The sequence below is a fragment of the uncultured Allobaculum sp. genome, assembly GCF_948576815.1.
Taxonomy (GTDB): Bacteria; Bacillota_I; Bacilli_A; order Erysipelotrichales; family Erysipelotrichaceae; genus Allobaculum; species Allobaculum fili.
This window is the reverse complement of record NZ_CAPAEZ010000051.1, coordinates 1-18,634: the sequence shown is the minus strand read 5'-3', so window position 1 is coordinate 18,634 and position 18,634 is coordinate 1. Positions and strand designations below refer to the sequence as shown.

Here is an 18,634-nt window from a genome sequence, read left to right as displayed (position 1 = left end):
AATTATCCCAAGGAGGCGGTCGAGAAAATACCCGTCTTTTATTTGACGCTTACTTGTCCTGCAGCTTCTTCCAGTGTTTTTTTATGAGATTCCTCCATAGGCACCCGGCCTTTTCCGTATTTACGCAGAAAAAAGCAGGAGCACTCTATTCTCTCCTGCTTTATGTGATTTTATGGGTCGGAAATTCAGCGTCCAGACACAGGGGCGACAAGTCGGATCGAATAAGCAGACAATCATTCCGTTTTGTCTGTTTCGGCTCTCATACGGTCGCACTTTTCTTTTTGCGATGTCAGCTCTGCCGGATCGGCTGGATCCTCTGGCTTGAGATCCCCATCCTTTTGTGCTTCTTCGGCTTTGCTGCCTTTTTCGGTTTCTTTAGCCTTTTCGTCTTCTTTGGCTCTGGCGATGATCTCGTCCAGACTTTCGTCGGGCGTGACGTCTTCTTCAATCATCCTGGGAAGAATCCGTGCGCGGACGGCGCCATAGGCGCAGACGACGGCACCAAGAACAATCAGTTCCGTCCGATCCCAGACAAAGCCGAAAACCATAATCAGCACGCCGGCAAGCGCCAGCTGGATCTGGGTAAACAGCAGTTTCTGTCTTGGGGTCATCAGCGAATGGTCGTTCCGGGTTCAACGGCGTCATCCAGGAAGACAACGGCAGGCTTGCCGTCCTTGCCCACGCTGCACAGCAGCATGCCCTGACTTTCCACGCCGCGCAGTTTAGCCGGCTTCAGGTTGGCGACAACGACAACCATTTTTCCCTGAATGTCTTCCGGCGCATACGCCTGTGCAATGCCGGAAACGATCTGGCGGACATCGCCGTTTCCAAGATCGACGGTTTCCACAAGCAGGCGGTTTGCGTCTGGATGAACTTTGGCTTCAAGAACGCAGCCGGCTTTCAGAGACACTTTCGCAAAGTCATCGATCTCGATCGGCTCTGCGGGCTTCTCTTCTTTTTTGGAGGCCTTCTTCTCTTTTTTCTTTTCTTTCTTCGCGGCTTTTTCGGGTTCTTCCTGCGTCAGGCCGTTTTCTTTCGCAAACTTGGCGGCATCAATACGCGCAAAGAGCGGTTCGATCTTTTCGGCGACATGAATGCCCTGTTCGAGCGCACCGAAATGACGGGCGGAATCAAGCGTGCGTTCCTTTGTGTTGAGCGCATCGAGAATTTTTGCCGAAGTTTCGGGCATGAAACTTTCGAGCAGAATGCCGGCAATGCGGATGCTTTCGAGCAGGTTGTACAGAACCGTTTTCAGACGCGGCAGATCCTCTTCGGATTTGGCCAGCTTCCACGGTTCGGTTTCATCAATGTATTTATTGGAACGGCGCAGAAGGGTGAAGATTTCGTCGAGCGCAGCGCTGACCTGGAAGTCTTCCATCTTCTCTTCGGTTTTCACCACCGCATTTTCGGCAGCTGCTTTGAGTTCGTCATCGACCGGTGCAGTCACGCCTGGATTTTCGACAAGACCGTCAAAGTACTTGTTTTCCATGGCAATCGTACGGCTGACGAGGTTTCCAAGGACGTTGGCCAGATCGGAGTTGATGCGTTCGATCATCAGATCCCACGTAATCGTTCCGTCCTGTGCAAACGGCATTTCGTGCAGGCAGTAGTAGCGAACGGCGTCGACGCCGAAATGTTCAACGAGTTCTTCGGCGTAAATGACGTTGCCTTTGGATTTGGACATTTTGCCCTCTCCAATTAACATCCACGGATGACCGAAGACTTTTTTGGGCATCGGCAGATCGAGCGCCATCAGGAAGATCGGCCAGTAAATGGTATGGAAGCGAAGAATGTCCTTGCCGATAATGTGAGTCGCCGGCCAGAACTTCTTAAAGGCTTCCGGCTGTTCTTCGCAGGGCAGATCGGCATCGTAGCCAAGCGACGTAATATAGTTTGTCAGCGCATCGAGCCATACATAGACAACGTGCTTGCTGTCGAAATCGACCGGGATGCCCCAGGAGAAGGACGTGCGGGATACGCACAGATCCTGCAGACCGGGTTTGAGGAAGTTGTTGACCATTTCGTTTTTGCGGCTTTCGGGCTGAATGAAATCCGGATGATCCTCAATATACTTCATCAGACGATCCGCGTATTTGCGCATGTTGAAGAAGTAGGCTTCTTCTCTCGCTTTGTGAACGGGTCTTCCGCAGTCCGGGCAGTTGCCGTCCACGAGCTGCGACTCGGTCCAGAACGATTCGCAGGGTGTACAGTACCAGCCTTCGTATTCGCCTTTGTAAATGTCGCCCTGTTCATACAGACGACGGAAAATTTTCTGTACCGCTTTGACGTGCTTTTCGTCGGTGGTGCGGATGAAGCAGTCGTAGGACGTATTCATCAGATCCCAGTTGGAGCGGATTTTTCCGGCAACGTCATCGACGAAGGCCTGCGGCGTAATGCCTGCCGCGGCGGCTTTTTCTTCAATTTTCTGACCGTGTTCGTCGGTTCCGGTCTGAAAGAAGACATCGTAGCCCTGCGCCCGTTTAAAGCGGGCGAGCGCATCGGAGAGAATGATCTCGTAGGTGTTTCCAATATGTGGTCTTCCTGACGTATACGCGATCGCGGTCGTCAGAAAGTAAGGCGTTTTCTCTGTCATGTACCTGTTGCTTCCTTTCTTGAGCGGCTTTCCCGAAAGCCAAAAAATCGCTTTTGCAGGTTCAGCGTGGCGGCTCCGGAATCTGTCTGGCGTTCGGTCTGTCTGTGCGTAAAGTGCAGCAGACAAAGCGCCCGTTCCGGCATGCCGATTCATTGAAAAATTTTACCACAAACCGGACCAATTCCATCTTTGCCCGCGAAATCCCCTGCGCTCATGGCGAAAGTATGAAAAGCTTCTCGTGTTTATTTGTCGTTTTCATGCTTTGCGCAATCTTGCGGCACCCATCGAAGCGAGCAAAAGTAAAAACAGATCCCGCCCTGAACAAACAGGGCGGGATCCTTGTGCCTTTGAACATTCTAAAGCAGTAAAGCGATCAGCCGGCACGTTTGGAAGAAGACGGTCTGGGCGGTTCGAGGGCAGCCTGCGTAAAAAGCTCGACTACCGAACGGGCTTTGCCGGTCATCGTCGTTACGCCCATCTTTCGATCGGGACGTCTTGTGCCATGGTAATCCGAACCGGCGGTAATGAGCGATTTTTCCTCGCCGGCCAGTTTGAGCAGGAAGCGCTTTTCGGCTTCCGTATTGTTGGGAGCGAACACTTCAAAGCCGTCGAGTCCGCCATCCATCAGCCGAAGGAGAACTTCACTGGAAATGCGGGAAATGTGCCAGCCGGAAAGTACGGCCAGTCCCCCGGCCTGATGAATGCCTTCAATGACTTTCAGGGCGTTTGGGTATTTATACGTAATGTGACACGGGCCGCCTGGACCGAAATAGTCCCGCAGGAACGCCTCACGGGCTTCTTTTTCCGAACGGGCGCTGATCAGATAGCTCGATACAGCCGGCAGCTTGCGGGCTTCGGGCGTATCGAATACCAGATCGGTCAGCTCCTGCGGACGCAGCAGCTTGAAGCGCGAGTTGGAAAGCAGGGATTCCGTATCGACTTTCATGCCGGTTGCGGCTTCAAAGGCGCGGATCCGGTCGATCGACGCGTCTTTTTCCCGTTTCAGGGAAAGGCGTTCAATCTGGTCGAAAAACGACGCCGTCCAGTCGATGTAGTAGCCCAGAATCCGGACGCGTTCTCCATCGAGTTCACAGTCGATTTCGACGCCCGGAATGTAGCGGATGCCATACATTTTCGCAAAGCGCACCGCCTGGGCGTTGGCTCTGGCGTTGTTATGGTCGGTAATGGAAATGACTTCCATGTTCTGTTCTTTCGCCTGACAGAAAATATCTTCCACTTCCCCGTCCGCGTCGTCGCTGAAGCTTGAGCGAATGTGCAGATCGATCGGCCAGATCTGTTTTTCTTCCTCGCTCAGTGCCGGTTTAACCTGCCCTTTGGGCTGCGGTTTTGCCGCCTGAGCCGCGGGCTTTTCCGACGGAGAAGCGGCGGAAGAATTTTCGTTTTCTTCCGTATTGGACGGAGCCGGTTTCTGGCCCTTGGCTTTCGAGCCGACGACGCGCATGGAATAGCGCGGCGTATACACCAGAGCCAGATTGAGCAGCCAGTCAAAAATGGTCTGCTGGTGAGGGGATGCGAGAACGCAAAGTCCGTTCACGCCCCACCATAAGAAGATGCCCCAGATGGAGAAGAAATATCCAAAAAGCATCATCGGCGCGCCGATGCCGAGCAGTTCGCGCACGACAAGCCGCATGACGGTTGCCGGTTTTTTATCCGCCCGTACTAGACGCAGTCCCATCAGCCGTCCGCCCCACGAGTACCCGCCCTTGGAGGCGGTGTACAGGGGAAGAAGGATGCAGCTCGTCAAAAAGAGCAGGGCATACATTATATAAAAAAGCAGATCGAAATAAGCCGGGGAGATGACTCCCGATAAAATCAGGATAAACTCAACGCCCCAGACGTAGACGGGGAGCAGACAGATGCTCAGATCAATCAGATACGCATACAGGTGATTCTGATAGTCCGCAAACGTCCGGTTTAAAAAGACGGCTTTCTTATAGCCTTCTTTTACATAGAGTTCCTGTTCCTTGACAAATTTCGCCCGCTCGAGATCTTTCTTGCTGTAAGTGGCCATTCGTACCTCGATTCTCGTTCGATATCTAGTATTTTCATCATACGGCAATCCCGCATAAATTCAAAAAGTCCGCCAGGACAGTCCCGGCGAACTTTGATCATACAAAGGATTGTTGAAAAAGCAAAGGATTAACCTGTCCCTTTCGCAAGGGAAAGGCGAAATGAACGGACGCTTCCTCTTTTTAAAGCGAGGCGTCGTCTTCGTCCTTGTTCGTTTTGCCAAAGGCAGCCTGGCTGAACGTTACCAGCGCGCTGGCCGCACCCGCAAAGGAAGCGAGATACATCGGCAGTTCCGCTACGGAAGCGGTATTGACCGATCCGGCTGAGGAAGGCAGATTTTCCTTTTGCAGCGGCATGCCCAGACGGTATTCATTCGCCTGACGATACAGCTGCTGGAAGCGGGAGCTTCCGTTGGCAATCAGATAGTCGTTGACGGACCGGCGCTGACTCGTGCTCAGCGCGTTCCAGGCTTTCATGCCGTTAAGGACCTGCTGGTAGTTGGACGCGTTAATCGCCTTGATCACAGCTCCGTTTTGCATGGCGTAGTGCTGAACGAAATCATTGGCCTGATTATCGAGGCTCATCAGCGTCGGCGCATTGATCAGAGCGGCACGCTGTTTTGCGATCGTCTCATCCGCGATTTCCGGGAAGACGCTCAGCTGGGCGACTTTGCCGGCTTCTTCTGAATTTTCCGAAGACGCAGCCTTGTCCACGGTCCAGACGGACTCGGTTTTGATTCCGGTGGCTTCCGCAGTATTTGCTGGCGCTGCTGCCGGATCAACTGGCTGAATTTCGTTCTGAATGCCGTCGGTTTCCGCGATCGGGTTGAGCACGGCGTAGCCGATGCGCGGCAGCTGCAGCGTGCTGGAATCCATATTGTAGGAACAGCTGCTGGCGTTATAGAGCGTTACCGCGATATGACCGTCCAGACCGATGCCGTAATCAAACAGCATTTGCAGATCTCCGGCTGCCACACGGTATAAAACCGCAGTCTGTACGGTTACCTCTTTATTCGTGTACTGGTAAATGACCGGTTCGACCGTCCAGGCGGGCCAGCCGGCATTTTCTGCCAGCGACTTGGCAATGGTACCCGTCAGATCGTCGGTTTCCGGATTCACGGGAAAGCTCAGGGTCTGTACGCTCATGCCGCCTGGCATGTGTGAAGAAGACAGATTGAGCGTTCCTTCTGTGTACTGGTAGGAAACCGGTTTGGTTTCCACAACTTCAGCGGGAGCTTCGGGAGCAGCGTCTTCCGGTTTTGCCGGATCTGTGTCATCGGCAGGTTTGTCAGACGTTTCTTCATCAGAAACGTTCGAATTTTCCTGTGCATCCGAAGTCTGCGCATTTCCGTTTTCGCCATTTACCGGCTGCTCCGTTTTGGAATCCGGCGTCTGAGAAGGTGTCTGCTCATTGGAAGTTCCTGTATCTTCACTGGATTTAACATCCTCTCCATTGGCGGGTGCTTCCTGTGAAGGATCAGCCTTTGTCGGTGCGGAAGAATCCGAAGCGGATGTTTCGTTAGTACCGTAAGGCTGTTCATCCTTTTTTTCCGAAGAAGCCGAACTGTCCGCTGCGCTCTGAGCCGGATCGCTTTTCGTCTGCGAAGAAGCGTCCAAATCCGCGGAAGGCGCGGCCGGTGCAGGCGTTTGCGGTGTCTGCGCTGCGTTTTCTAAAGCAGCACAATAGTCCACTGCGCTCTGCGCAAGGGCGCGATAGTCGATGCCAAACGCAGCGGCCGCCTGAATGACGATCTGCTGGCGCTGGGCGTCCATCTGATCAAAGATGCCTTTGCCCTGCGCGAGAAGCGGTGCGTTTTCCGGGGTAAGCGTCGTATACCATACGGAATCTTTTACGCTGCTGCCGTCAGGCAGAAGACGAATGGTTTCAAATTTACAAAATCGATTCACGAACTCATCAGGAGTGATGCATGCGGGATCGACCGTTTCCCCTTCGATAACGGCGGGGAGCGTGGAATTGGAAGCCAGAACCGGCCGGATCATCGATCCTGCAGGCAGGCAGACCGCCGCCATCAGGGCGGCAAGAGAATACAAAGATGTCTTTTTCACATGACCCTCCTTCTATCTATTCACCGTTTTCAAAGCGGCAGAAAAGCCCGCTTTGAAAACAAACGTTCAAATCAGATTCAACACTTCATTGAAAACCGGCAGGCGGTTTTCAGCTTTCTCAGTCTAGGGGTCCAGACGCGTTTTGTCCACACCAGCGGGCTTTGACGTGCGCGCGGGTCCGGGCATCCGTGTCGAAGAGATCGTTCAGATCCGGGTTTTCGATAAAGGGAATCTGTTCGAGCGCGTCGGCGATCGCCTCTTCGATTTCGAGAAAGGAAATTTTCTTTTTCAAAAACAGGTCTACCGCCTGTTCATCCGCCGCATTGAAAATGCAGCCGGCGTTGCCGCCGCGCTTTCCCGCCTGAACGGCCAGTAAAAGCATCGGATAGCGGTCGTGATCCATTTCCTTAAAGTTTAAAGTCAGAGTCCGGGTAAGATCAAGCGGATGATCTTCTTTTAAATACGGGCGATCCGGGCCGTACAGCGCGTACTGAATCGGCAGGCGCATATCCGCGCTGCCCAGCTGGGCAATGCTCGCGCCGTCCTGATATTCGACTATCGAATGAACGATCGACTGCGGATGGAGTACCGTGGCGATCTGTTCATACGGCATATCAAAGAGATAGTGCGCCTCAATAACTTCAAAGCCTTTGTTGACCATCGTCGCCGAATCGATTGTAATACGCGGCCCCATCGACCACGACGGATGCTTCAGCGCCCGCTCCGGTATAATGTCGGCCAGTTCCTCCCGGCCAAGATCGCGCAGCGATCCGCCCGAGGCGGTAATGATCAGTCGGGAAACGTCTTCGTGACGGTTTCCCTGCAGGCATTGCCAGATGGCGGAATGTTCGGAATCGATCGGGCGCAAAACGGCGTCATGCTTTTTCAGGGCGTCCTGAACGAGTTCGCCGCCGCAGACCAGCGATTCCTTATTGGCTAACGCGACATCCTTGTCGCGTTCAATTGCAGCCAGCGTCGGAGCGAGACCGCGAAAGCCGACAACCGCGTTGACAAGCAGATCGTAGTCGAGTTCTTCGACCATATGCACCATCTGTTTTTCGCCGCCATACCAGACCACGCCGTTTGCATCTTCCCTTATGGTCTCGTCCTGCGCGCTGAGTCCCGCCGCTTTTACAGATGGAAACTGCGCGAGAATGCTTTCAAGTGCGGCTTTATTTTTTCCGGCACTGATGCCGACCAGTTCAAAATCATCCGGATGGGCTTGCAGCACATCCAGTGTCTGCGTACCGATCGAGCCGGTCGCGCCAAGAAGCAGAAGTTTTACAGGTTTTTTGTTCATAGAAAAATGTCCATTCTTATCCCCTGCGGGATAAAGGCTGTCCTCGTTTTCTTCTTTCTTAATTTTTCCCTGTTCCCCGTTCCAAAACGGCAGGCCAGAGCGAAAACTCCCGCATATAAGGGAGGCTGGGCATCGTTTCTTTTGCGCCCATGAAAAAAAGAGGACCGCAGTCCTCTTTATTATAAGCAAATCGTGATTTTTAAGACGAATTGAACCGAATGGGAACCGTCGCGCTTACGCGGCGTCTTCTTCGTCATCCACGGTGCAGCCGGCTTCCAGCCGTTCCTGGCGCGTGAACTTAATTTCATCCAGACCCCAGATTTCCTTCGCGTATTCGCGGATGGTGCGGTCGGAAGAGAAGTAGCCGGATTTGGCGATATTTACCAGCATGGCCCGAGCCCAGGCCGGTTTGTCGGCATACCAGGCCGATACGTCCGCATGGGCCATCAGGTAGGCATCAAAGTCGGCCAGAACGAAGAATTCGTCCTTGTGCAGCATCAGGTCGTTGAAGATCAGCTGGAACTCGTTCGGATTTTCCGACCATGTGCAGTTGCGCAGAGAATCAATGACCATGCGCAGTTTCGGGTTGGAATGATAAATCCGCCAGACGTCGTAGCTGTTCTCACGGCGAATGCGTTCGATGTCTTCGACTTTCAGACCGAAAATCTTCGCGTTTTCAAAGCCGACACAGTCGACGATTTCCACGTTGGCGCCATCGAGTGTACCGAGCGTCAGCGCACCGTTCATCATGTACTTCATGTTTCCGGTACCGGACGCTTCCTTGCCTGCGGTAGAAATCTGTTCCGAAACGTCTGCCGCGTTGATCAGCAGTTCGGCGATCGATACGGAGTAGTTCGGGATGAAGACGACTTTCATGTACTGGCTGACCTGCGGATCGCCGTTGATGCGGTTGGCGACCTTGACGATCAGCTTGATGATCTCCTTGGCCAGTGCGTAGCCAGGAGCAGCCTTGGCGGAGAAGAAGTACGTCGTCGGCGTAATGCGGTAATTCGGATCCTGCTTCATGCGCAGGTACAGATACATAATATGGAAGATATTCATCAGCTGACGCTTGTAGGCGTGCAGACGTTTGGACTGGCAGTCGAAAATCGTGTTGACATCGACCTCAATGCCCAGATGTTCCTTCACGTACGCAGCCAGAATTTTCTTGCGTTCGAGCTTCACTTCGAAGAACTCTTCCTGCAGTTTCGGATCGTCGACATAGGCCATCAGCTTTTCGAGCTCTTCCGGATGCTTGATGAAGCTGTCGCCGATGTATTTTTTCAGCAGTTCGGTCAGCTGCGGGTTGGAATATACGAGCCAGCGACGGTGGGTGACACCGTTGGTCTTGTTATTGAAGCGGCCCGGGTAGAACGACGCGAACGAAGCCATGACATCGTTGATGAGAATTTCGGAATGAATCTTGGCAACGCCGTTTACCGAATGGCTTCCGACAACCGCAAGGTTGGCCATGTTGACCTGATTGTTGGAAAGAATCGACATCGCCGGGAACATGTGTTCCTTGCCGGCATGCTGCGCTTCGTAATGGAAGCGGCGTTCGATTTCTTCAATAATCATGTAGACGCGCGGCAGAAGCGAACGCATCATTTCCTGCGGCCAGCGCTCCAGCGCTTCCGCCATGATCGTGTGGTTGGTATAGGCCACAGTACGGGTAACGATATCCCACGCCTGATCCCAGTCGTAATCGTAGTCATCCATGAGTACGCGCATCAGTTCCGGAATGACGAGAACCGGATGGGTGTCGTTGAGCTGGATCGCGGTTTTCTCGGCCAGATTGTCGAGCGAGCCGTATACGCGCAGATGATTATGGATCAGCTGATCCACGCCGGCGCAGACAAAGAAGTATTCCTGTTTCAGGCGCAGTTCCTTGCCTTCGTACGTCGAATCATCCGGATACACGTTAGCGGTCAGCGCCTGTACGTCATTGAGGTACTTGTTCAGAACGCCCGCCTGTACGGATTCTTCATCCACTTCCGCGTCCCAGAGACGCAGGGTGTTGGTGGTCGGGGTGTTGTAGCCGACAATCGGTACGTCATACGGTACCGCGCGGACCACAAACGCCGGGTTGTGATGCGAATGGAAATGGCCAAACTGGTCCATGTAGGCATCGAGGGTGCCGCCGAATTTGACCTGTACGGCGTGCTGGGGTTTCCAGACTTCCCAGACGTTGCCCAGACGGAGCCAGCAGTCGGGTTTTTCCACCTGTTCATCGTTGACGATTTCCTGCTTGAACAGACCGTAGTGATAGCGGATGCAGTTTCCGTTTCCGGCCAGGTTCAGACTTGCCAGAGAATCGAGGAAGCATGCGGCCAGACGGCCAAGACCGCCGTTGCCCAGGCCGGCATCGCATTCAAGTTCCTCCAGGTTGTGAATATCCAGTCCCAGATCGGCCAGTCCATCGCGGACAACATCGTAGATTCCCATGTTCATCAGGTTGTTGACCATCAGACGGCCCATCAGAAATTCCATTGAGAAGTAGTAAAGCTGTTTCGTACCGTTTGCGCGAACGCTCTTTTTTGTGAGCTTCCAGGAGTTTCCTGCATGATCGCGGATCAGAGCACCAAGGGCTAAATAACGTTCTTCATCGTAAGCATCTTCGAGATCGCGTCCGAAACGGGCGGACACTTCAGCGCGAAGGGCTTCCTTAAACGTTTCCTTACTGCTGAAAATGTTATTCATCGTTAAACCTCCACGAACTGAATTATAGATTCGGGTCTTCGAAAAGCAAGAAAGCCCCAGCCGTGCAGGCAAGTATTCTGCCCAATTTTGTGATCATTTGTGATTTTTTCTGGAAGTACCCTTCTTTCTTTAAAAATTCCGGATCCCCGTAATGGATATATTCATCATCTTTCAGGCATTGCTTTTCCTACGATTTCTACACGTTTTGACACACCCGGTTCGAATCGGTCCAATTGTTGACATTCCCGGTATCTTCCTCGTTTTCAAAGCGCGAAAGGCCTTTCAAACCGCCATTTCCTGACTCGAATATCGCTAGATGCCAGGCCGTTTTGCGCTGTTCGGGCTGGATCCGGTGCAGGCTGTCTGGTTTCAGACGAGCGTTTCCCGGGTAATAAAGCGTCGGGTTACGGGAAAGTTCCATTTATACCCTTTGGAATTCTGCGTCAGGATATAGGGCGCGATTTCATCGTCTCCGAGTTTCTTGCGCACCCGGCAGATGTGCTTGGACAGCGTGTTGTCCGAGATGCAGTGGCGCAGGCGGCTCGAGATGACATTGATCAGAACTTCTCTGGCGCAGAAGCAAGTCTGGTGTTCGACCAGATGCAGGATCAGTTCAAATTCGGTCGGAGTCGCCATTAACATTTCCCCTCCCTTGAAAATAATCTGTGCGCCGCGATCGATCAGAAGATCACCCGTCTGATAAATCACGCTTTCCCGGATCGTCTGCGGATCCCACTGGCGCGGCGGCTGGTCATAAACCATCCGCTGTACGTTATCGAGCGTGACAACTCTCCCCCGGCTGCCTTCTGCCGGTTTCTGTAAATTTACATAGGACATAATCCGTCTCCTTTTCCTTCCAACTCTTTTCTTCCTGTTTCGTTAAACTTCTGTTTTCCTGCTTCGCGTTCGGCCCTGAACTCCCGCTGCTTTGTTTGTGCAGTACCCGAAATTTTCTCCTGCCCGGATTGGGCCTGGCACTTCGTTTTACGCAGCGTTCCTCGAAGAAAAAGGAAGATTCCTTTCTGTCTGTGCAGGATTTCTGCTCCGTCTGGATCTCGCTTCCCGGCGCGGCAGCCGCCTTTGTTCCCTGACATGAATGCATACCGTTTCCGTTTTGAAAAGCAGCTCCGTTGCATATTTAGATTTTGTTTTGATTTCGTTAAGCTTTCCGACCGTCGCTTTTGCGACCGTACCGGCTTATGCCTTCGATTGCATTATTTCTTTATTTGTTTATTTTTATGGTTTATTGTGCATATTTTCCGCCTATTTATACGACTTATTTCATTTTTACGACCGATTACCACTTCGTTTTGCATCCGCTTTTCTTTCAAAAACAAAAAGGCAGACTGCCTTACAGTCTGCCGGTCTGTCCTTGTTTTTCGAATGAAATTTCCTGAAAAGCGAAACTTTTGTTCAGATTTCGTTCATATTTTCAAGAACGAAAATCCGTCTTCTCTTCCCTGAGATGACCCAGATCCGAAGGCCTGTGATGCGATCTTTACAGCGGGGATACGATTTTGGATCCGTCGATCGAAAGGAGCGGGCGGGCAGGACATGCACTCTGACTCCTGGCTTAGGGCTTAAGTTTTTCAGTTTTTCTCTGCGATCTTCTGCCCGTTTCTGCAAGAAACTGATGCATGCTTCAGGCGTGCCCCGTTCCGGTTCTCCCCGCGGACTAACCCAGACATGTTTAAGTGCATGCCGGACCATACAAAAAGGAGAGGCCCGGTTAAGGACATCTCCTGTCATTTTTCTATATGCATTTAAAAACCGAGCCGGATTTTTCCGATCAGTTTCCCTCCGAATTCGAACCGGCGTCCGCAAGCCCTTCGGTTACTTTGGGCTTTACGGTTTTGTTCGAAGACTGCGAACTGGACGAATCACTCTGGTCTTCTTCCTCTTCGCCAAGCTGCGGGAAAACGAACACCTGTTCGCCGTTTTTGGAAACATGATATTTGCCCCGGGCAATCATTTCGAGGTAGTCCGGGTTCGTCAGATTTTTGCGGGTGGTTTCGAGTTCGCTCTGCTGGCTGGTGAGCTCATCAAGCAGTTTCTCATTGGCATGAACCTCCTGATTGATATGCAGCCAGGTTCCGATATCATTGGCCATCAGGACGGAACAGAAGACGCTGAAAGCGATCAGACCGATATATATAAATCCGCGCCAGCGTGCTGCGAATCTTCTCTTTTTGCTTTTTCGACGCGAATCTGCCATGTTCGGACACCTCCTTCCCGCGGTCTTAGTCTATCAGATCAAATGTTTAATCTAAAGCAAACTTGAGACTTTTCTCTATCTGTGACAAAGAAGAAAGAACAAAGGCTTTAAAAGCCGAAATTATCTTTCATTTCAATGAATGTTTATAACTCTCATTCAATTTTAGACCGTGTGTACTTACACGGATTCATTGTGCCCGTACACGTGCGTTATTTTTTAAAAACGTCAGATTCGAACGGTTTTCATGTAGAAAGAAAGCGGTCCATGCAGACCGCTGTACTGTTTTTATTCTGTCGGTTCCGACTCGGCCTTGCGGCTTTTGAGGAAAGCCGAGAGAACCGCGATATCCGACGGGTTGATACCGGAAATGCGGCTGGCCTGTCCAAGGGTTCTTGGGCGGATCTGGCTCAGCTTGCTTCGCGCTTCGAGCGCGAGATTTTCGAGCTGATCGTAATCGATCGTTTCGGGGATGCGGACGTCTTCAAGTTTCTGCAGGCGTTCGGTATCCCGTCTGGCCTTGGCTATGTAGCCGGCGTAGCGCGTTTCGATTTCAATGCGCTTGGCAATTTTGGGCGATACCGAATAGCCAAGCCACGGTTCCAGCATATGTACGGTAACGTTTGGACGCTTGAGCAGATCGAGCGCACTGCAGCCCTGTTCAAGAGAACCGGCATCAGCCGCTTCCAGAACGGCGTTGATTTTTTCATCCGGCTTAATGCGGGTTGCGGCCAGATCTTCGAGAACCTTTTTCTCTTCGTCCTGACTCTTGAGGAACGCTTCGTAGCGTTCGTCGCTGAGGGCGCCGCAGGCATGGGCGATTTCACACAGACGCCGCGGAGCGTTGTCATGGCGCAGCAGCAGACGGTATTCCGCACGCGAGGTGAGCAGACGGTACGGCTCCTTCGTGCCTTTGGTCGTCAGGTCGTCAATCATGACGCCGATGTACGCCTGATCCCGGCCGAGCACGATTGGTTCCTTCCCCTGGTTTTTGAGGGCGGCGTTAATGCCGGCCATCAGACCCTGACCGGCCGCTTCTTCGTAGCCGGACGTTCCGTTGACCTGGCCGGCGGTAAACAGATTTTCAATTTTCTTGTTTTCCAGCGAAGGCTTCATCTGTAGCGGATCGACGGCATCGTATTCAATCGCGTAGGCGTATTTGAGGATTTCGACGTCTTTCATGCCAGGCAGCGAGCGAACCATCTGTCCCTGCACGTCTTCGGGCATGGATGTGGAAAATCCCTGGATGTAAAACGTATCATACGCAGCGCGCTCCGGTTCGAGAAAGAGCTGATGGCGGGGACGGTCCGCAAAGCGTACGAGCTTGTCTTCAATGCTCGGGCAGTAGCGGGGACCTGTACCGGTGACCAGACCGGAATACATGGCAGAATCCTGCAGATGGTCCCGAATGATTTCGTGCGTTTCTGGCGTGGTGTAAATCAGGTAGCAGGGCAGCTGCTGATCAAAGGGCAGCACTTCATCTGGCGTAGTCGTATCGGAGAACGTGATGAATTCATCCGTTCCCTGCTGAATGGCCGCCTGCGAGAGATCCACGCTCGAATAGACAACGCGCGGAGGGGTTCCGGTTTTCAGACGGATCAGATCGAGACCGGCGTCGGCCAGAGACTGCGAAAGCGTCGAGTTGGTCGGCATGCCATCCGCGCCGCTGACGGTCGCGGTATGGCCGCGCAAAATGGTCGAGCGCATGCCGGTACCGGCGGTCAGAATGACGGTACGCGAAAGAATCTGCGTGTCGTCTTCGCATTCGATGCCGATGACGCGATGGCCTTCGAGCAAAATGCGCGCCGCGCGCTGTTCGAGAATTTCCAGGTTATCCTGGGCTATCAGCGCTTCGCGCATCCAGCGGCGGTATTCGTCGCGGTCGGACTGTACGCGCAGGCACTGCACGCCTGGTCCTTTTTTCGTGTTCAGCATTTTAAACTGCAGAGCCGTCTGGTCGGCTGCTCTTGGCATCAGACCGCCAAAGGCGTCGATTTCGCGAACGACGATGCCCTTGGCCGGACCGCCGACCGAGGGATTGCAGGGCATCGAGCCGATCATGGAAATATCGTTTGTGACCAGGATGGTTTTCTGTCCCATGCGGGCTGCCGCCGCCGCGGCTTCAATGCCGGCATGACCGCCGCCGACCACTAAAACGTCATACATGATTACACCCTCCTTGCCGGCCGTTTAAACCGGATATGAAAGAGATGCTGGGGAATGCGGAAATACAGAGACATACCGAAGAAGACGATGCAGGCGACAATGCCGCTGACACACATCGTCAGAAAGCACATCAGTTTCGAGCCGGTCGTTGCACCGCAGCCCATCAGGTTGAGAAGCCAGATCACCAGACTCGTCGCAAGCAGACAGATGGACGTCTGCACGAGCAGCTTCAGGGTGGAGCGGAAGCGAACGCCGTACGCCTTTGTCATCTGATTGAGCGAATAGAAAATAATGTAGGAAAAGCAGATCACGGACGAAATCACCGCGCCCGCGATTCCCATCAGCATGACCATCGGTACCATGATAATGCCTTTGATCACTGCGGAAATAAGCATCTGCTTCAGCAGTTTCCTGCGCATGCGGCAGGCCATCATCATCGAGGAAATGACCGGCGTGATCGTGCCGAAAAAGCCTTCGATCGCAATCCAGCGCACGCTTTGCGTCGCTAAAGGCAAGTCGCTTGTGAAATAGAGCGAGTAGAAGAGCGGGCCGGCGTAGGCGAAAATGCAGAAGCTGAGAAAGAGCGCGATATACAGAACGATATTGATGCAGTCGAGGATATCCTTGCGCACCGTCCTGTAGTCCTTCATTTCCAGAGCGGACGTGATGTGCGGAATGATCGCCGCCACGAAGCCTGGAGAAAGAATCATCGGAATCGCAGTCAGCTTGATGCCGACGTAGTTGGCCGCCGACGTCATCGTCTGAATCTGGGCAGCCGTATAGCTCGACATGCGCAGGCCCGTCGGAAGCAGAACTGCGTCGTAAATGTCGTTGGCGTAACCGATGACCGCAAAGAGCAGATACGGAATGCAGATCAGAATGAATTCCTTAAAGAGCGGGCGAAGGGGTACGGCTCTCGTATTTTCGGTTTTCGCCGAACGGCGAAGCTGGCCCTGAAGCCCTTTGGAAAAGTGCATGATCTGAATCAGACCCGCAACGGCCGCTACGGACGTCGATAAAACAGCCGCGTACAGCGCATATACGGTAGAAAAATGGAAGACGTAAACGAGCAGACAGCCGACACCAAGCAGGAAGCCGACGCGGAAGATCTGTTCAAACGCCTGGGAAAAGGCGTATTCCTCCATCTCCTTGCATCCCTGCACAAAGCCGCGATAGGCGCTGAGCAGCGGAACAAAAAATATGGCGATGGACAATATGGCCAGAACCTGAGTCATCACCTGGGCGCCGTCCTGCGTACCGTCGGCCATCAGCGGACCGAGCACGCTTGAGAGCGCAAACATGATGACCATGCCTAAAAAGCCAAGCAGAGCCATGAACAGAACGGACATGCGCTGAACCGCCAGAACGGTGCGGCTGTTCTTGCGCGTAATATATTTGGCGACCATAGTGGCAATCGCCATCGGTGCTCCTGCGGTAAAGACGTTGAGCAGGTAGCTGTAGATTCGGTAAGCCGAACCGTAGTACGACATTAAGGCGTCGCTGCCGAGGATAGTCGAAAAAGGAACGGAATAGAGCAGGCCAATCGCTTTCGCAATAAAAAAGCCGCCGGTGCCGATCAGGCCGCCAGCGATGATCGATTTTTTCGCCACGGAAGCGGTTGAATGTTTATTCTCTTCGGACATAGGATGTGTCTCCTTTCAGCTTGCCATTATAACATAGAGATACCGGTAGAATTTATGGAAGCTAAAGGAGGATGAGCCCTTTGATTACCCAGTATGTCGCCACGGCCAGGCAGGCCCGCGAGGCCGATCATCAGGCGATCGACGGCCTGAAAATTCCATCCCTCATTTTGATGGAAAACGCCGCCCAGAGCGTCTGTCGATCCATACAGAAGCACGATTTTTCCAAGGACGCAAAGCGCATTCTGATTGTGTGCGGTCCGGGAAACAACGGCGCCGACGGTCTGGCCTGCGCCCGGATTCTGCTGCTTCAAAATCGCGCGGTCCGCGTCTTCGTTAACCTCGATACCCTCTCGGGCGATGGAAAAATCCAGCTGCAGGCACTCGCCGAGCTGGCCATAAGCAACGCCTGCAGTCTGACGTGTCTCTTTGTAAACAAGGCGCTCGAAAGAAAAGGCCAGCTCTGGCGCTTTGACGCCGGAGCAAAGACGGACGCAGAAAAACCAGACGACGCAGACAATTCAGACAAGGAAACTCTGGAGAATCTGAAGACTCTGGACAGGAATTCAGGCGAAAATTCAGAGGGTGCCTTTGCGGCTTATGGACTCGATCGTCTTCCCTCTCAGATCGTCCCGCTTCTCAACACGTTAAAAGAGGAAGCAGAGCATGCGGATCTTCTGGTCGATGCCCTGTTTGGAAACGGACTCAACCGGACGCTGCAGGCACCGTTTTGCGACTACGTGAATCTGCTGAACAAAGCGAAAACGCCGATCGTTTCCATCGATGTCCCCTCGGGCATCGACGGCACGACAGGCAAAGTTCTCGGCAGTGCCATTCGGGCGGATTTAACCGTTGCGCTGGACTGCCTCAAGTGGGGTCTGCTTTTAAACAACGGACCGGCCCATGCCGGATCGATCGAAATCGCCGACATCGGCATTCCCGCCTTTCTGCACGAAAAAGCCGCCGAGCCAAAGCTGTTCACCCGCAAGGACGCGCTTGAATATCTCCCCCGTCGTTCGAATTTTTCCCACAAGGGTACGTTTGGCAAGCTGCTGCTCTGCGGCGGCAGTGCGCGCATGCAGGGGGCGCTTTGCATGAGCGCCAAAGCCGCGTTTTCAAGCGGATGCGGTACGCTCACCCTGTTTACCCCCAAAGACGCCGCGAAAGCCATTGCCGCCAAAATGGATCTGGCCATGATTTTACGGGCCGATCAGGATGCGGAAGGCTGGTTTGCGCCCGGCTTCGCCAAGCTGCTTTCAACGGCAATCGATCGCTGCGATGTGATCGGCGCCGGCAATGGCATGGGCACCGGTCTGGGTGCGCAGGAAGTCGTCCAGGAAGTTCTCAAAGCCGACAGGCCGTGTGTTCTCGACGCGGACGCGATCAATATCCTTTCTCTGGATAACCACATTCAATGGCTGGACGCGCATGACGAACCGATTATTCTCACGCCCCATCTGATGGAATTTGCGCGTCTCGTTCACGCCCCGCTTGAACAGGTAGAAATCGATCCGCTGACGCTCGCGCAGGACTTCTGCGCGAAGCATCCGCAAGTGACGCTTGTGCTCAAATCGGATTTCACGCTCGTCTGCTCCCAGAATTCGCACTTTGTGATTCATCGTCCCGACTCCGCACTGGCCAAGGGCGGAAGCGGCGATGCGCTCTGCGGCATCATCAGCGGTCTGCTTTCCGCCGGACTCAAGCCCGACCAGACAGCCGTTCTTGGGGCCTGGATTCATAACGAAAGCGCCAGAGCCGCCAGATCGCCCTGGAGCTTCTCTCCGGAAAAGCTGATCGATGCGCTGGAAGATACGTTTCACTCACTCGAGTGCGAACAGCACGAACCCGATCGATCCGTCCTTTAACAAAGACGGTAAGTGTCAAACAATCGACGGGTATACGCGAGACTGAATATTAGATACGCTA

At 53.3% G+C, this 18,634-nt stretch carries 11 protein-coding genes; 1 reads left to right on the top strand and 10 read right to left on the bottom strand.

What is annotated here, in order from left to right; translation table 11 throughout:
• Window positions 1-233: 233 nt before the first annotated feature.
• From Q2J39_RS07780 to Q2J39_RS07735, 10 genes are all read right to left on the bottom strand, one after another.
• The gene (locus Q2J39_RS07780) at window positions 234-611 is read right to left on the bottom strand and encodes a hypothetical protein (protein ID WP_288339898.1); all 378 of its coding nucleotides are present in this window, start codon (window positions 609-611) and stop codon (window positions 234-236) included.
• The gene (gene metG / locus Q2J39_RS07775) at window positions 611-2,746 is read right to left on the bottom strand and encodes a methionine--tRNA ligase (RefSeq protein WP_353887479.1); all 2,136 of its coding nucleotides are present in this window, start codon (window positions 2,744-2,746) and stop codon (window positions 611-613) included. Before metG ends, Q2J39_RS07780 begins: the two co-directional genes overlap by 1 nt.
• Before the next feature lie 220 nt (window positions 2,747-2,966).
• Entirely contained in the window at window positions 2,967-4,625 is a 1,659-nt protein-coding gene (locus Q2J39_RS07770) for an RDD family protein (RefSeq protein ID WP_288339902.1), read from the bottom strand.
• 181 nt (window positions 4,626-4,806) lie between these two features.
• Entirely contained in the window at window positions 4,807-6,690 is a 1,884-nt protein-coding gene (locus tag Q2J39_RS07765) for a hypothetical protein (RefSeq protein WP_288339904.1), read from the bottom strand.
• A 118-nt stretch (window positions 6,691-6,808) separates the two neighbouring features.
• Entirely contained in the window at window positions 6,809-7,990 is a 1,182-nt protein-coding gene (dxr, locus tag Q2J39_RS07760; RefSeq protein WP_288339906.1) for a 1-deoxy-D-xylulose-5-phosphate reductoisomerase, read from the bottom strand.
• A 234-nt stretch (window positions 7,991-8,224) separates the two neighbouring features.
• Entirely contained in the window at window positions 8,225-10,690 is a 2,466-nt protein-coding gene (locus Q2J39_RS07755; protein WP_288339908.1) for a glycogen/starch/alpha-glucan phosphorylase, read from the bottom strand.
• A 369-nt stretch (window positions 10,691-11,059) separates the two neighbouring features.
• A complete protein-coding gene (locus Q2J39_RS07750) occupies window positions 11,060-11,527 on the bottom strand; it encodes a winged helix-turn-helix domain-containing protein (protein ID WP_230267269.1) in 468 nt (155 codons plus the stop codon).
• 952 nt (window positions 11,528-12,479) lie between these two features.
• The gene (locus Q2J39_RS07745) at window positions 12,480-12,905 is read right to left on the bottom strand and encodes a septum formation initiator family protein (protein WP_255658208.1); all 426 of its coding nucleotides are present in this window, start codon (window positions 12,903-12,905) and stop codon (window positions 12,480-12,482) included.
• A 285-nt stretch (window positions 12,906-13,190) separates the two neighbouring features.
• Window positions 13,191-15,068 (bottom strand): tRNA uridine-5-carboxymethylaminomethyl(34) synthesis enzyme MnmG, encoded by a 1,878-nt coding sequence (gene mnmG / locus Q2J39_RS07740; protein ID WP_230267272.1) that lies wholly within the window; start codon window positions 15,066-15,068, stop codon window positions 13,191-13,193.
• A gap of 2 nt (window positions 15,069-15,070) precedes the next feature.
• Entirely contained in the window at window positions 15,071-16,711 is a 1,641-nt protein-coding gene (locus Q2J39_RS07735; protein WP_288339915.1) for a polysaccharide biosynthesis C-terminal domain-containing protein, read from the bottom strand.
• A gap of 80 nt (window positions 16,712-16,791) precedes the next feature.
• On the opposite strand from Q2J39_RS07735, the gene Q2J39_RS07730 reads away from it, so the two are divergent.
• On the top strand, window positions 16,792-18,573 hold the full coding sequence (locus Q2J39_RS07730) for an NAD(P)H-hydrate dehydratase (protein WP_288339916.1): 1,782 nt from the start codon (window positions 16,792-16,794) through the stop codon (window positions 18,571-18,573).
• Window positions 18,574-18,634: the final 61 nt, after the last annotated feature.

What these genes read in the sequence shown, in the direction of transcription:
- Q2J39_RS07745 (WP_255658208.1), bottom strand. Translation starts at nt 12,905, where the DNA reads ATGGCAGATTCGCGTCGAAAAAGCAAAAAGAGAAGATTCGCAGCACGC.
- Q2J39_RS07755 (WP_288339908.1), bottom strand. Translation starts at nt 10,690, where the DNA reads ATGAATAACATTTTCAGCAGTAAGGAAACGTTTAAGGAAGCCCTTCGC.
- dxr (WP_288339906.1), bottom strand. Translation starts at nt 7,990, where the DNA reads ATGAACAAAAAACCTGTAAAACTTCTGCTTCTTGGCGCGACCGGCTCG.
- Q2J39_RS07770 (WP_288339902.1), bottom strand. Translation starts at nt 4,625, where the DNA reads ATGGCCACTTACAGCAAGAAAGATCTCGAGCGGGCGAAATTTGTCAAG.
- mnmG (WP_230267272.1), bottom strand. Translation starts at nt 15,068, where the DNA reads ATGTATGACGTTTTAGTGGTCGGCGGCGGTCATGCCGGCATTGAAGCC.
- Q2J39_RS07735 (WP_288339915.1), bottom strand. Translation starts at nt 16,711, where the DNA reads ATGTCCGAAGAGAATAAACATTCAACCGCTTCCGTGGCGAAAAAATCG.
- metG (WP_353887479.1), bottom strand. Translation starts at nt 2,746, where the DNA reads ATGAATCGGCATGCCGGAACGGGCGCTTTGTCTGCTGCACTTTACGCA.
- Q2J39_RS07780 (WP_288339898.1), bottom strand. Translation starts at nt 611, where the DNA reads ATGACCCCAAGACAGAAACTGCTGTTTACCCAGATCCAGCTGGCGCTT.
- Q2J39_RS07750 (WP_230267269.1), bottom strand. Translation starts at nt 11,527, where the DNA reads ATGTCCTATGTAAATTTACAGAAACCGGCAGAAGGCAGCCGGGGGAGA.